The following is a 14,484-nucleotide window of genomic DNA, read 5'->3' as shown; positions in this document are numbered from 1 at the left end:
CGAAAGGGTTTTACTATGTCAGAACAAAACAGCACCGAAATGACCTTCCAGATCCAGCGTATCTATACCAAAGATATCTCTTTTGAAGCGCCGAACGCGCCGCAAGTTTTCCAGAAAGACTGGCAGCCGGAAGTTAAACTTGATCTGGATACCGCCTCCACCCAGCTGGCTGAAGGCGTTTATGAAGTGGTGCTGCGTGTGACCGTGACCGCCGCGCTGGGCGAAGAAACCGCGTTCCTCTGTGAAGTACAGCAGGGCGGTATTTTCTCCATCGACGGCATCGAAGGCACCCAGATGGCGCACTGCCTCGGCGCATACTGCCCGAACATTCTGTTCCCGTACGCGCGTGAGTGCATCACCAGCCTGGTTTCCCGCGGCACCTTCCCGCAACTTAACCTTGCGCCAGTGAACTTCGACGCGCTGTTTATGAACTATCTGCAGCAGCAGGCTGGCGAAGGTGCTGAACAACATCAGGATGCCTGATGAACGCACTTAATGCTGCAATGACTGTGATCGGTGCCGGCTCTTACGGCACCGCTCTTGCCATCACCCTGGCAAGAAATGGCCACCACGTTGTGCTCTGGGGCCATGACCCGAAACATATCGCGACGCTGCAACACGATCGCTGCAACGCCGCGTTCCTTCCCGATGTGCCTTTCCCGGATACGCTGCATCTTGAGAGCGACCTGGCCACCGCGCTGGCCGCCAGCCGAGACATCCTTGTCGTGGTGCCAAGCCATGTGTTCGGCCAGGTATTACGTCAGATTAAACCGCTGATGCGTCCCGACGCACGTCTGGTGTGGGCGACCAAAGGCCTCGAGGCTGAAACCGGCCGCCTGCTGCAGGACGTGGCGCGTGAAGCGCTGGGCGATGATATCCCGCTGGCGGTGATCTCGGGGCCAACCTTCGCCAAAGAGCTGGCCGCCGGTCTGCCGACGGCGATTTCGCTGGCAGCGACGGATCCGCAGTTTGCCGAGGATCTGCAGCACCTGCTGCACTGCGGCAAAAGTTTCCGCGTCTACATCAATCCGGACTTTATCGGCGTGCAGCTCGGCGGCGCGGTGAAAAACGTCATTGCCATCGGGGCCGGTATGTCGGATGGCATCGGCTTCGGCGCCAATGCGCGTACGGCGCTGATTACCCGTGGGCTGGTGGAAATGTCCCGTCTCGGCGCGGCGCTGGGCGCCGATCCGGAAACCTTTATGGGCATGGCCGGTCTCGGTGACCTGGTGCTCACCTGCACCGACAACCAGTCCCGTAACCGTCGCTTCGGCATGATGCTCGGCCAGGGTATGGACGTGCAGAGCGCCCAGGACAAGATTGGCCAGGTGGTCGAAGGCTACCGCAATACCAAGGAAGTTCGCGTTTTGGCACAGCGTTTAGGTGTCGAAATGCCAATAACCGAGGAAATTTATCAGGTATTGTATTGCGGAAAAATTGCGCGCGAGGCAGCATTGACCTTATTGGGTCGCGCCCGCAAGGACGAGCGCAGCAGCAATTAGCTTTCCTTTGTCACCTGAATGACCCTGCCAGCGCAGAACTGGCAGGTCATTATCATATCGTCTGGAGTATGCAATGCCGTGTGAAGAACTGGATATCGTCTGGAATAATATTAAAGCCGAAGCCCGGGCTCTGGCTGACTGTGAGCCGATGCTCGCCAGTTTTTACCACGCTACGCTACTCAAGCATGAAAATCTGGGCAGTGCGCTGAGCTATATGCTGGCCAACAAGCTGGCCTCGCCGATTATGCCAGCGATCGCCATTCGCGAAGTGGTGGAAGAGGCCTATGCCGCCGATCCGGAAATGATCGCCTCCGCCGCCTGCGATATTCAGGCGGTGCGCACGCGCGACCCGGCGGTGGATAAATACTCCACGCCGCTGCTCTACCTGAAGGGTTTTCATGCGCTGCAGGCCTACCGTATCGGCCACTGGCTGTGGACTCAGGGCCGACGTGCGCTGGCGATTTTCCTGCAAAATCAGGTCTCCGTCTCCTTCCAGGTGGATATCCACCCGGCGGCGAAAATCGGCCGCGGGATCATGCTCGACCACGCCACCGGCATTGTGGTCGGCGAAACGGCGGTGATTGAAGATGACGTCTCTATCCTGCAGTCGGTCACCCTCGGCGGTACCGGTAAAACCAGCGGCGACCGTCACCCGAAAATTCGCGAAGGCGTGATGATTGGCGCCGGGGCGAAGATCCTCGGTAATATCGAAGTGGGACGCGGGGCGAAGATTGGCGCCGGTTCGGTGGTATTGCAGCCGGTTCCGCCGCACACCACCGCGGCGGGCGTACCGGCGCGCATCGTTGGCAAGCCGGAGAGCGACAAGCCGGCGATGGACATGGATCAGCATTTCAACGGCATCCACCACACCTTCGAGTACGGCGACGGGATTTGATGTATTGCCATTTGCCGCTGTTAAGCTCAGATATGTAGCCCGGATAAGGCGCGGTGCGCCGCCATCCGGGAATGGCTCAGGTTAGCTGCGCAACACGGCGCCCGGATACCCCAGCTGGCGCCAGGCTTCATACACCACCACCGACACCGCGTTGGACAGGTTCATGCTGCGGCTGTCCGGCATCATCGGAATACGGATTTTCTGCTCTGGCGGCAGGGCATCGAGGATGCTGGCCGGCAGACCGCGGGTTTCCGGGCCAAACATTAAGAAATCGCCATCCTGATAGCTCACTGCGCTGTGCGCCGGCGTGCCTTTGGTGGTCAGGGCGAACAACCGCTGCGGCTGCGCGCTGGCGAGAAACGCCGCGTAATCCGCATGGCGCTGCACGGCAGTGAACTCGTGATAGTCCAGTCCGGCGCGTCTCAGGCGTTTATCGTCCCAGGTAAAGCCCATCGGCTCAATGATATGTAAATTGAAGCCGGTGTTGGCGCACAGGCGAATAATATTGCCGGTGTTCGGCGGGATCTCTGGTTCGAATAACACGATGTTAAGCATACTGCCCCCTTAATTGCGGGGGGCAGAATAGCAGATATTTGGCGAACCCTCACCCCGGCCCTCTCCCTGAGGGAGAGGGGGAAAACCGGCGCCGGTCGGTGGACCGGAGGGCGCGGGTAAAGGACTCACCCATCAGTCGATACTTCTCGTGGACAGAGGCTCAGGGAAACGCCGCCGCTAACCTGTCTGCCGGACAGTCCCATCTCCCTTTGGGAGAGGGTTAGGGTGAGGGGAGAGAATGACGCCGCCTACGCGGCGTTGCCCTGCTTCAGCGCATCGAAGGTCTGCAGCGCTTCGGCGTTCTGCACCAGCGAATCACGGCTGATTTCACGGATGGTTTTCGCCCCGGTCAGGGTCATCGCCACTTTCATTTCTTTTTCGATCAGGTTCAGCAGATTCGCCACGCCCTGCTTACCGTGGGTCGCCAGGGCGTACAGGTAAGCGCGGCCCAGTAGCACGCTGTCGGCGCCCAGGGCGATCATCCGCACCACGTCGAGACCGTTGCGGATGCCGCTGTCGGCGAGAATAGTGATGTCGCCTTTCACCGCGTCGGCAATGGCCGGCAGGGCGCGGGCCGAGGAGAGCACGCCATCGAGCTGGCGGCCGCCGTGGTTAGAGACCACAATGCCGTCAGCGCCGAAGCGCACCGCGTCGCGGGCGTCCTCCGGATCGAGGATCCCTTTGATCACCATCGGACCGTCCCAGAAATCGCGGATCCACTCGAGGTCTTTCCATGAAATCGACGGATCGAAGTTATTCGCCAGCCAGCCGATGTAATCCTCCAGACCGGTCGGTTGGCCGAGATAGGCGGAGATATTGCCCAGATCGTGCGGGCGACCGTTAAGGCCGACGTCCCACGCCCACTGCGGATGAGTCACCGCCTGCCAGTAGCGGCGCAGGGCGGCGTTCGGGCCGCTCATGCCGGAATGGGCGTCGCGGTAGCGGGCGCCAGGGGTCGGCATATCGACGGTAAAGACCAGCGTCGAGCAGCCGGCGGCCTTGGCGCGCTCCAGCGCATTGCGCATAAAGCCGCGGTCGCGCAGGACGTACAGCTGGAACCACATCGGGCGTTTGATGGTCGGGGCGACCTCTTCAATCGGGCAAACGGAAACGGTAGAGAGGGTGAACGGAATGCCTTTGTCGTCCGCCGCGCCGGCGGCCTGCACTTCGCCGCGGCGAGCGTACATGCCGCACAGCCCGACCGGCGCCAGCGCCGTCGGCATCGCCAGCTTCTCATTGAACAGAGTGGTCTCGAGACTCAGATCCGACATATTGCGCAAAATACGCTGGCGCAAGGCCACATCGGACAGGTCCTCGACGTTACGGCGCAGGGTATGTTCGGCGTAGGCGCCGCCGTCGATATAGTGGAACAGAAACGGCGGCAGGATACGCTGTGCGGCGGCGCGATAGTCGCTGGCGGCGGAAATAATCATCACGAGTTCTCCCTGGAATTTTCATTGTGGTCACCGGGCAGGCGGGTAATTCGCGCCTGGCGGGCCTGGTCTTCATCAAAACGTTTAATCGTGGCGTGGACAAAACCTAAGTGGCCCATCATCGCCTGGCGCGCCGCCTCGGCGTCACCGGCAACAATAGCCTCCATAACGGCCTGGTGCTGTTCAGTCAGGCGGGCAAACACCGGCGGCACCAGATACATGCGCTGGCGGCTCTGCTTAACGGAGGAGTGCAGCAGGTCGAAAAAACCGCGCATGGTTTGCAGGAGCACCACGTTATGCGAGGCTTCGGCGATGGCCAGATGGAAGCGGACATCCGCCTGTGAGGCGATATCCGGGTCTTCACTCTGGGTCGCTTCAAAGCACAGACGAATTTTTTCTTTATCGGCGTCGGTGGCCCGCATCGCTGCGTGCCACGCGGTGCTGGCCTCGATGGCGTGGCGGGCTTCGAGGATGTCGAAGCTGTAGTCCGGGTCATCGGCCAGCAGCGTCTTCAGCGGCTGGACGATGTTTTGCTCTGACCACGGTTCATGCTGCCAGCGGACGAAGGTGCCGCCGCCGCGACGGCTCAGCAGCACGCCTTCATTGACCAGCATCGCCAGCGCTTCGCGCAGGGAATTGCGCGAGACGCCGAGCTGGGCGGCGAGCTGGCGTTCAGCGGGCAGTCGCATGCCCGCCTCCAGCTGTTGTTCTTCAATCAGCGCCCGGACGCGACGCGCCACGTCGTCGGCCAGGCGTTTAGGCATCACTATCACGGGATCATCCAGGTTAAAACGTAGGCCTGCAGCGTGGTGATCAGGCCCACCATGCAGGTGAAGATCAGGCTGTGTTTGACGGTAAAGCGGAACAGATCCGACTCTTTACCCACCAAGCCTACCGCGGCGCAGGCGATGGCGATCGACTGAGGGGAAATCATCTTGCCAGTGACGCCGCCGGTGGTGTTGGCCGCGACCAGCAGAATATCGGAGACGCCAATCTGCTGCGCGGCCGTTGCCTGCAGTGCGGCGAACAGGGCGTTAGACGAGGTGTCCGAACCGGTCAGGAATACCCCCAGCCAGCCAAGGAACGGCGAGAAGAAGGTAAACGCGTGGCCGGTATGCGCCAGCGCCAGGGCCAGGGTCGACGACAGCCCGGAGTAGTTGGAGATAAAGGCGAACGCCAGCACCATGCCGATAGAGTAGATCGGCAGCGCCAGATCCTTCAGCGTCCCGGCGAAGGTGGTCAGCGCGTCTTTTGGCTTCATGCGCAGCCAGACGATGGACAGCAGGGCGGCGAACAGAATGGCGGTGCCGGTTGCCGACAGCCAGTCGAATTTATACACCGCGGCGTATGGCGTCGCGGCGCTAACTACCGGCGGCATACGGGCAACCATTTTGTCGAGGAACGGCACCGAAATATTGATGACGAAGTCATACATTGCGCCGCCCGGTGCGAACAGCGCTTTAAACGGCGGTACGCTCCACAGGGTCACGGTGGCGGTCAGGAACAGGAACGGCGACCAGGCGCGGATCACTTGTCCCGCCGTGTAGCGGGTGCGGGCCAGCGTCATATCCACCTGCGAGGCGCCGATATCGCCGAAGCGGAAGATGCGTACCGGCTGCCAGCGTTTGAGGAACAGGGTCAGACAGACCAGGGAGACCAGCGACGAGATGATGTCCGGCAGCTCCGGGCCAAGGAAGTTAGAGCTGAGGTACTGGGCAATAGCGAACGAACCGCCTGCCACCATCACCGCCGGCCAGGTCTCTTTGATGCCGCGCCAGCCATCCATGATGGCCATGATCCAGAACAGGACGATAATGGTCAGGAACGGCAACTGGCGGCCCACCATCTGGCCGATAGCAAAGCTGTCGATACCGGTCACCTGGCCGGCGACCAGGATCGGGATGCCCATCGCGCCGAAGGCCACCGGCGCGGTGTTGACGATCAGGCACAGGCCAGCCGCATACAGCGGGTTAAACCCAAGGCCGACCAGCAGCGCGGCGGTAATCGCCACCGGCGCGCCGAAACCCGCCGCCCCTTCGAGAAAGGCGCCGAACGAGAAGCCGACGATCAGCATCTGCAGGCGCTGGTCCGGCGTAATCGACAGAATCGATGAGCGGATGATGTCGAACTGCCCGGTCTTCACCGAGATTTTATAGACGAAGACCGCGGCGATAATAATCCACGCGATAGGCCACAGGCCGTAGAAGAAGCCGTAGACCACCGAGGCTAAGGCGCGGTCCACCGGCATTTTATAGAACAGCAAGGCGACGGCCAGCGCAATAGCGACGGTCCAGGTGGCTGCGAGGTAGCCTTTCAGTTTGAGCTTAATCAGCGCAAAAAAGAAAAACAGAATCGGTAGCGATGCGATAAGACTGGATAACCAGATATTACCGGCGGGATCGTAGTTTTGTTGCCAGAGATTCATGCAGGGTCTCCATCGGGCCGCCAGGAGAGGAGGGCTGAGTCTGCGCTCATTGCCGATCCCATCGTAGGTAAAATTGGCCCGGCCAATTAAGGGTATCAGGGTTGATGACAACGAATGGTTAATCAGATGTTGCTCTTAAGCAACGTGTTTGTGATGTATTTTGATGGATTTGTGAACTGCTGGGGGGTAGATGAAATTATTGGTTGGACCAATCGACCTGGCTGAGGGGAAAAATGTGGGAAGTGAAGACAGAATGACCCTCTCCGGGCGGAGAGGGCAGGGGATCAGAATTCGCTGCGGGCGAAACCGGTCATCTCTTTCAGACCCATTTCCCGGCCCAGGGCGGTCATCGGATGGACGACCACCAGACCGCGAACGCTTTTCTTCAGCTTGCCCATATCGGCCTGCTCTTTTTTGGTGATCGCGCGGCGGAACGGCAGGCTCATTAGTTTCTGCGCCTCTTTGCTCAGCTTCTGGCTCTGGACGGAACGCAGACGTTCAATCTCCGCTTCCAGGGTGGCTTTTTCTTTTTCCAGCTCGGCGTATTTGTCGGCGGCTTCCACCAGCGACAGCTCGGCCTGCTGATGGCGGATGGCGTCGAGACGGTCGCTCAGGCGCTTGATTTCATTTTTTTCGACTTCTTTCATGGTGACTTAATCTGTTAATAAAGGGGCTTCATTCGCCTATAGTATGTGCCGTGACCGCCATTGTTGATAGTTATTTATCAAAAATTCGCCGTTTATCGCCCGCAGAATGCTATACCAGCGCTCGCTAATAATTTGAATTTTATTAATATTCCGCCTAATACCCGTTCTAATTTCATTTCTGTGAAGCCCGTCGGCAGATAAGCACGTTTTCCTTAACCCGCGCCGGTGATTTGGCTAATGCTTAATCAGATTATTCCCAAAAGGAGGACGTGATGGCAAAGATCGGCGACGGCGTACCACGTTTAATCGATAAAGCGGTTGATTTTATGGCTTCCAGTCAGGCGTTTATGGAGTATTTGAAAAAATCTCCGCGTCTGCAGCATATACCGCGAGATATTCCCCAGGATAAGGAAGCGTTGTTTCTGCAGCGTCTGGAATATTATCGTCAGCTTTACCGGCCGACCTGCGACCAGACGGAGCCGGAGTCAGAGCGTTGATTTCTGGAAGGCTTTTTTTAAGCTGATTCGCGAAATCAGCTCAGTCAGGGACAACACCATTGTTGAGCGCACCATCTGCTGGTAACGCAGCTTCTGCATTGCCAGCAGTTCGGCATCGCTGTCATCAAACTGCGGCGTTGGCGGCAGGGCGGCGACGCAGTGCAGCTCGCCGAACGGCCCGATAATTTCGTCGTCGGTAAAGCTGTACTCATTGCCGTCGTGGTTAAGCTCTTCGCGCAGGGCCATCAGCAGTTCGGCGTCTTCATATTCGGCACGACTTATCACCCCAAGGCCATAAATCAGCTTCAGGCGTACAGAGAGATCGCCGAGCGGCCCGCTGCCCTCCAGCAAGGGCTCGACGGCGTATTTCACCGCGTAGTCGTCTTTACGGAACACCTGAAGCACCAGAATATTGACCGCTTCCGTTAACAGTTCGACGGTGGCGATCAGGAAGCTTCGTACGGTTTTGCCAGCATTCAGACGCTCAAGCACACGGTTTTCAAATGCTTGTGTTTCTTCCATCATTGCCTGCATATCTGACAGGAGTCGTAATGGGCGCGACGTTGGTCGCGCCAGGTTGTGCATCATTTTTCCGCGTTGTAGTCGTTAACGGCCTCCGCGACGACATCACTTGCGGCATCCAGGCCGGAAATCTGCGCCAGCGCGGCCTGCGGCCCCTTGTCGGCGATCAGTGCCGCCAGCTCCTGCGCCTGCGGATCGTCTTCGCTACGGAAATGCATCGCCGCTGCAATCCCTTTCACCAGGTTGCGGTGCGGCAGACCGTATTCCAGGGTACCCAGCAGCGGCTTAATTAAACGGTCGCCAGCGCTCAGTTTGCGCAGCGGCTGACGGCCAACGCGCTCAACATCGTCTTTCAGGTACGGGTTCTCGAAACGTCCAAGAATTTTCTGGATATAAGCCGCGTGTTTCTGCGGGTCAAAGGCGTAACGTTTGATCAGCACCGCGCCGCTCTCTTCCATCGCGCCCTGCACGACGGCACGAATTTTCTCGTCGAGGATCGCGTCGCGAATCGTCTGGTGGCCCGCCAGTTTTCCGAGGTAGGCGGTTATAGCATGCCCGGTGTTCAAGGTGAAGAGCTTGCGTTCGACAAATGCCATCAGGTTATCAGTTAATTCCATTCCCGGGATAGTCGGCAGCGCGCCCTTGAACTGCGTCTTATCGACAATCCACTCGCTGAAGGTTTCCACGGTGACTTCCAGCGGGTCATGGGTGGCGGAAGCCGATGGCGGCACAATACGGTCAACGGCTGAGTCGACAAAGCCGATATGGGCTTCAACCCACGCTTTATCTTCTTCCGCCAGCGCGTTAAACACGTGGCCTTTTAACTGCGTGGTGCCGCGCACCATATTTTCGCAGGCGATAATGTTCAGCGGACGTTCGCTGCCCTGCGCTTTGCGCTTCGCCAGCCCTTTGGCGATGGCCGGGGCGATGCGCTCGAGTACGACGGGACCGACGGCGGTGGTGACCAGATCCACCTCAGCGATCAGGTCCACAACCTCATCGCCGATGCTGCTGACGGCATTGACGCCGGAGACAGTATCCACCTGCTCATTCTCACCGACGACGTGAACCTGATAGCTATGACGGGCATTCAGGGCATCAAGTACGGTCTGATTGACATCGGCGAACGTCAGTTCAATGCCCGCGTCGGCCAGCAATTTACCGATAAAGCCACGTCCGATATTACCTGCGCCAAAATGTAATGCTTTCATAGTATTAACCTTCAATTAATGTTTTTACCTGAGAGGGCTGGGGTGAGGCTTTTCCCCTCACCCAAACCCTCTCCCAAAGGGAGAGGGAATGGACCGTTTTGGTTATTTATTCAACAGTGCCAGAACTTCGTCGACGCTGGTGGTTTTCGCCAGGCGCTCAATCACGGTTTCGTCATCCAGGGCGTTAGTCAGGCTGGTGATAACCTGAATATGCTCGTTGTTGCGGGCCGCGATGCCGATGACCAGACGGGCGACATCGTCTTCATCTTCCCCAAAGCGCACGCCTTCCGGGTACTGGCAGAAGACGACGCCGGTTTTCAGCACACGGTCTTTCGCTTCGATGGTGCCGTGCGGTACCGCGATGGACTCGCCGAGATAGGTCGAGGTCAGTTTTTCGCGGTCCAGCATCGCCTGCACATATTCCGGCTCGACGTAGCCGCCTTTCACCAGCTGCTCGCCGGCGAAGCGAATGGCTTCTTCTTTGGTGGCTGCTTTGCGCCCGAGGAAGATGTTATCCGCACCCAACTGGAACAGGTTTTTGTCACCATCATCAAAGCTGTCTTTCAGGCTATCGGTAACTTTCACTTCATTCTCGATGTGGCGCTGGGCCGCGACCAGACGCTCGGTCAGGCTGGTGTACAGACCGCTGTCGAGGAAGTTGGTCAGCGAAATATGCTGCGCCTGTGGTACCTGGCGCATCGCCCGCTCGGTCAGGTCACGGTGAGTGATAACCAGGTCAACATCCGGCGGCAGGTTATTGATCGCGCTGTTGGTAACCGAGATGTTACTCAGTCCGGCATCCTGCACTTTCTTGCGCAGTACCCCGGCGCCCATGGCGCTGGAACCCATCCCGGCGTCGCAGGCGACGATGATTTTACGCACATGGCTCAGGTCGTTGGTGACATTACCGGCCGCCAGCGGGCTGGCGCCTTTGGATTCCGCTTTCATGTCATGCATACGACGCGTCGCGGCTTCGATATCGTCTTCTTCTTTTACCTTGCTGGTCTTCAGCAGAACCGCAGAGACCACGAAGGAGACCGCCATCGCTGCGATAATCGCGGCGATGTTAGCGAAGTAGGCGCCTTTCGGCGTCATCGCCAGCACCGCCAGGATAGAGCCTGGGGAAGCCGGAGAGACCAGACCGCCATTGAGGATGGTCAGGGTGAAGACACCGGTCATCCCGCCGAGGATAACGGCCAGGATCAGACGTGGGTTCATCAGCACGTACGGGAAGTAGATTTCATGGATACCCCCCAGGAAGTGGATGATAGCCGCCCCGCCTGCTGACTGTTTTGCGCTGCCGCGACCAAAGAACATGTACGCCAGCAGAACGCCCATCCCCGGACCCGGGTTAGCTTCAATCAGGAAGAAGATAGATTTACCCAGCTCGTGGGACTGCTGAATACCCAGCGGTGAGAAGATACCGTGGTTGATGGCGTTATTGAGGAACAGGATTTTTGCCGGTTCGACGAAGATAGACGCCAGCGGCAGCATGTCGTGCGCCACCATAAAGTTAACGCCAGCCGCCAGAATTTTTGACAGAACTTCAACCGCCGGGCCAATGCCGAGGAAGGCCAGGATGGCAAGGATCATCCCGATGATGCCAGCGGAGAAGTTATTCACCAGCATTTCAAAACCGGATTTGATCTTACCGTCTACCCAGTTATCGAACTTCTTGATGCAGTAGCCGCCCAGCGGACCGGCAATCATTGAGCCGAGGAACATCGGCATATCCGCGCCGACGATAACGCCCATGGTGGTGATCGCCCCGACCACGCCACCACGTTCGCCGCCGACTAATTTACCGCCGGTGTAACCGATCAGCAGCGGCAGCAGGTAGGTGATCATCGGACCGACCAGCTTCGCCAGCGTTTCGTTTGGCAACCACCCTGTCGGAATGAAAAGCGCGGTGATGATACCCCACGCGATAAACGCGCCGATATTCGGCATCACCATATTGCTGAGGAAACGACCAAAGCTTTGCACCTTGATCTTGATATCGGATGACATAAAACACCCCTTCTTCTGTTTTGCGTATCGCGCAGGCTTAAAGCCCGAGGTTTGTTGTTAATGTGGCGGCAGAGGTAGCCGGGCCCTGATTGATAGTGCGAAATCTGGCACTGAATCGTTTAGCTGTCCAGCCAGCGCCCTTTTGTGTGACACGGATCACATGAATATAGGGGGCAAAGCGCTTTTTGTAGTGATGCTGATCACATAATTCCTGTGTAAAAAAACAACACAGCGCCTTTTTAGCCGCTGATCTGCCTTTTTGTGTGATATTTGTCACAATTTTGTTTCGTGGTTTTGTTGTTTGTTTGTGATTTTGATCACAAAGAATTTCACGGTGGATTTTTGCCGCTGTGATCTCGGCCCGGTTTTGCTTCCACGTCGGGATGGCTCTGTAACTAAGCAACCTTAACTGCCGAATAACTTTTTTACGCCGGATGGCAAAAATGAAAGGCGTGAATTATGCTCAAAATAGCGGCCCGGATGTCAGTGGGTCGTGAATAAAATTCATATAAATTATTAGCGTAAAGCCGAGGGAATTATGTTTCTCAATTATTTTGCGCTGGGCGTTCTGATCTTCGTTTTTCTGGTCATTTTTTATGGGATTATCATTATTCACGATATTCCTTATTTGATCGCCAAAAAACGCAACCACCCTCATTCCGATGCTATTCATGTCGCCGGATGGGTCAGTCTTTTTACTCTCCACGTCATCTGGCCGTTTTTATGGATTTGGGCCACGTTGTACCAGCCTGAGCGCGGCTGGGGCATGCAGCATAAGGCGAATACGGCCCCTGACGAACCTGAAAAAGAGACCGATATACAACAGCTTCGCCAACGACTGAGCGACCTTGAACACCAGGTGGCGGCCATTCAGCGGCCGCAGTCCACCTCTGCGGCGGAGAAATAATCTATGGATCTGTTGATAATTTTGACCTATGTGGCCATCGCCTGGTCGATATTTAAAATCTTCAAAATACCCGTAAATAAATGGACGGTACCTACCGCGGCGCTGGGGGGCGTATTTATTGTTAGCGCGCTTATTTTATTAATGAACTATAACCACCCTTACACCTTTCTGGCGCAAAAGGCGGTGATATCTATTCCTATTACGCCGCAGGTTACCGGAGTGGTTAACAGCGTCACCGACAAAGCGAATCAGCGCGTCAAAAAGGGTGAGGTGCTTTTTACCATTGACCCGGCACGCTATCAGGCGCGGGTCGACCGTCTGCAGGCCGACCTGGTGACGGCGCTGCACAGTATTAACACCCTCAAGGCGCAGCTCTCTGAAGCCCAGGCCAACACCACCCGCGTGTCGGCGGAGCGCGATCGCTTATACAAGGACTATCAGCGCTACCTGAAAGGGAGCCAGGCGCGGGTGAACCCGTTCTCGGAAAGTGACATCGATAACGCCAGGCAGAATTACCTTGCCCAGGACGCGCTGGTCAAGGCGTCGGTGGCGGAGCAGGCGCAGATCCAGAGCCAGCTGGACAGCATGATCAACGGCGAGCAGTCGCAAGTGGCCAGCCTGCGCGCCCAGCTGGCGGAGGCGAAATATAATCTCGACCAGACCACCGTGCGGGCGCCAAGCGATGGGTATATCACCCAGGTGCTGATCCGTCCGGGGACCTATGCCGCCTCGCTGCCGCTGCGTCCGGTGATGGTGTTTATCCCGGAGCAAAAACGGCTGATCGTCGCCCAGTTTCGGCAAAACTCCCTGTTAAGGCTGGAGAAAGGAGACGATGCGGAAGCGGTGTTTAACGCTCTGCCCGGGCAGGTGTTCCACGGCAAACTGGTGAGTATTTTACCGGTGGTGCCGGGAGGAAGTTATCAGGCGCAAGGGGCGTTACAGTCGCTGACCGTGACGCCGGGCAGCGATGGCGTGCTGGCGACCATCGAGCTCGACCCCAATGCCGAAATTGATGCGCTGCCCGATGGCATCTACGCGCAGGTGGCGGTCTACTCCGACCATTTCGCCCACGTCTCGGTGATGCGTAAAGTGCTGCTGCGGATGACCAGCTGGATGCACTACCTCTATCTCGATCATTAATGCGATCGGCGGCAGGTTGAGCGGGACGCTCACCTGCCTTTTGTCCTGCCCTGAGCCATACTCATATCTTTGTTGGCGATAATTTGTTGGCGATAAGGAGCAGGCTATGAAACTGATCGGCAGCTACACCAGTCCCTTTGTGCGCAAAATCTCCGTGATCCTGCTGGAAAAGCGCATCCCTTTTGAGTTTGTCAACGAATCCCCCTACAGCGAAAGCAACGGTGTGGCGCGCTATAACCCGCTGGGCAAGGTACCGGCGCTGGTGACAGACGACGGTGAGTGCTGGTTTGACTCCCCGGTCATCGCCCAGTATCTGGAGCTACTGGGCGTGGCGCCGCCGATGATCCCCTCCGACCCCAGAGCCGCTCTCAGGATGCGCCAGCTTGAAGCACTGGCGGATGGGGTGATGGAGGCCGCCCAGGCGCTGGTGCGTGAAAAGGCTCGCCCGGGCGCGCAACAGTCAGAGCAAGAGCTGCTCCGCCAGCGGGAGAAAGTGGCTCGCGGCCTCGACCGGCTGGAAGCCTGCGCGGCAGACGGAACGCTGCGCGGCGACGAGGTTAATCTGGCGACCATTTCAACGGCCTGCGCCATTGCTTATCTGAACTTTCGCCGGGTCGCGCCCGGCTGGTGCGCCACCCGGCCGCAACTGGTGAAGCTGGTGGATGCGTTGTTCCAGCGCGCCAGCTTTGCGCGTACCGAACCGCCGCGGACTTGACCCAGGCAGGTAACAGTTTGCGCAA

General features: G+C 57.9%; 15 protein-coding genes. 7 read left to right on the top strand and 8 right to left on the bottom strand.

Annotation, left to right across the window (positions count from 1 at the left end; genetic code table 11):
- The first annotated feature begins 15 nt into the window (after positions 1–15).
- From secB to cysE, 3 genes are all read left to right on the top strand, one after another.
- A complete protein-coding gene (gene secB, locus A1WC_RS01725) occupies positions 16–483 on the top strand; it encodes a protein-export chaperone SecB (RefSeq protein WP_002922428.1) in 468 nt (155 codons plus the stop codon).
- A complete protein-coding gene (gene gpsA, locus A1WC_RS01730) occupies positions 483–1,502 on the top strand; it encodes an NAD(P)H-dependent glycerol-3-phosphate dehydrogenase (RefSeq protein ID WP_008806857.1) in 1,020 nt (339 codons plus the stop codon). Before secB ends, gpsA begins: the two co-directional genes overlap by 1 nt.
- 73 nt (positions 1,503–1,575) lie before the next feature.
- Positions 1,576–2,397: a serine O-acetyltransferase gene (cysE, locus tag A1WC_RS01735; RefSeq protein WP_002922426.1), complete on the top strand. Its 822-nt coding sequence runs from the start codon at positions 1,576–1,578 to the stop codon at positions 2,395–2,397.
- Between the two features lie 81 nt (positions 2,398–2,478).
- Here cysE and trmL read toward each other — a convergent pair whose 3' ends face one another.
- The 5 genes from trmL to A1WC_RS01760 all read right to left on the bottom strand — a co-directional run bounded on the left by trmL (position 2,479) and on the right by A1WC_RS01760 (position 7,457).
- The gene (gene trmL, locus A1WC_RS01740) at positions 2,479–2,952 is read right to left on the bottom strand and encodes a tRNA (uridine(34)/cytosine(34)/5-carboxymethylaminomethyluridine(34)-2'-O)-methyltransferase TrmL (RefSeq protein ID WP_016161951.1); all 474 of its coding nucleotides are present in this window, start codon (positions 2,950–2,952) and stop codon (positions 2,479–2,481) included.
- 248 nt (positions 2,953–3,200) lie between these two features.
- Positions 3,201–4,385, bottom strand: a complete 1,185-nt coding sequence (gene lldD / locus A1WC_RS01745; RefSeq protein WP_016161950.1) for an FMN-dependent L-lactate dehydrogenase LldD — start codon at positions 4,383–4,385, stop codon at positions 3,201–3,203.
- Positions 4,385–5,158, bottom strand: coding sequence for a transcriptional regulator LldR (gene lldR, locus A1WC_RS01750; RefSeq protein WP_008806859.1), 774 nt, complete (start codon positions 5,156–5,158; stop codon positions 4,385–4,387). The genes lldD and lldR overlap by 1 nt, the downstream gene beginning before the upstream one ends.
- Complete coding sequence (lldP, locus tag A1WC_RS01755) at positions 5,155–6,810, bottom strand: L-lactate permease (protein WP_008806860.1); 1,656 nt, start codon at positions 6,808–6,810, stop codon at positions 5,155–5,157. The genes lldR and lldP overlap by 4 nt, the downstream gene beginning before the upstream one ends.
- Before the next feature lie 284 nt (positions 6,811–7,094).
- On the bottom strand, positions 7,095–7,457 hold the full coding sequence (locus A1WC_RS01760; protein ID WP_008806861.1) for a YibL family ribosome-associated protein: 363 nt from the start codon (positions 7,455–7,457) through the stop codon (positions 7,095–7,097).
- A gap of 272 nt (positions 7,458–7,729) precedes the next feature.
- Here A1WC_RS01760 and A1WC_RS01765 point away from each other — a divergent pair, with 272 nt between their 5' ends.
- Entirely contained in the window at positions 7,730–7,954 is a 225-nt protein-coding gene (locus A1WC_RS01765) for a hypothetical protein (protein WP_012540317.1), read from the top strand.
- On the opposite strand, the gene mtlR is transcribed toward A1WC_RS01765, so the two are convergent.
- The 3 genes from mtlR to mtlA form a co-directional block, all read right to left on the bottom strand.
- A complete protein-coding gene (mtlR, locus tag A1WC_RS01770; RefSeq protein ID WP_002922401.1) occupies positions 7,943–8,539 on the bottom strand; it encodes a mannitol operon repressor MtlR in 597 nt (198 codons plus the stop codon). The two genes, A1WC_RS01765 and mtlR, sit on opposite strands and share 12 nt — an antisense overlap.
- Positions 8,539–9,687 (bottom strand): mannitol-1-phosphate 5-dehydrogenase, encoded by a 1,149-nt coding sequence (gene mtlD / locus A1WC_RS01775; RefSeq protein ID WP_008806863.1) that lies wholly within the window; start codon positions 9,685–9,687, stop codon positions 8,539–8,541. The genes mtlR and mtlD overlap by 1 nt, the downstream gene beginning before the upstream one ends.
- A 102-nt stretch (positions 9,688–9,789) precedes the next feature.
- On the bottom strand, positions 9,790–11,697 hold the full coding sequence (gene mtlA, locus A1WC_RS01780) for a PTS mannitol transporter subunit IICBA (protein ID WP_004173919.1): 1,908 nt from the start codon (positions 11,695–11,697) through the stop codon (positions 9,790–9,792).
- Between the two features lie 538 nt (positions 11,698–12,235).
- Between mtlA and A1WC_RS01785 the strand changes: the two genes are divergently transcribed.
- The 3 genes from A1WC_RS01785 to A1WC_RS01795 all read left to right on the top strand — a co-directional run bounded on the left by A1WC_RS01785 (position 12,236) and on the right by A1WC_RS01795 (position 14,459).
- Positions 12,236–12,604, top strand: a complete 369-nt coding sequence (locus A1WC_RS01785) for a DUF3302 domain-containing protein (protein ID WP_004152044.1) — start codon at positions 12,236–12,238, stop codon at positions 12,602–12,604.
- Positions 12,605–12,607: 3 nt separating this feature from the next.
- Positions 12,608–13,744: an HlyD family secretion protein gene (locus A1WC_RS01790; RefSeq protein WP_009484617.1), complete on the top strand. Its 1,137-nt coding sequence runs from the start codon at positions 12,608–12,610 to the stop codon at positions 13,742–13,744.
- Positions 13,745–13,850: 106 nt separating this feature from the next.
- A complete protein-coding gene (locus A1WC_RS01795; protein ID WP_016161949.1) occupies positions 13,851–14,459 on the top strand; it encodes a glutathione S-transferase in 609 nt (202 codons plus the stop codon).
- The last annotated feature ends 25 nt before the right edge of the window (positions 14,460–14,484 follow it).

The sequence above is a fragment of the Klebsiella sp. KTE92 genome, assembly GCF_000398905.1.
GTDB lineage: Bacteria > Pseudomonadota > Gammaproteobacteria > Enterobacterales > Enterobacteriaceae > Klebsiella > Klebsiella variicola.
The sequence above is the reverse complement of the archived record's forward strand: the minus strand, read 5'-3'. Positions and strand labels throughout refer to the sequence as shown.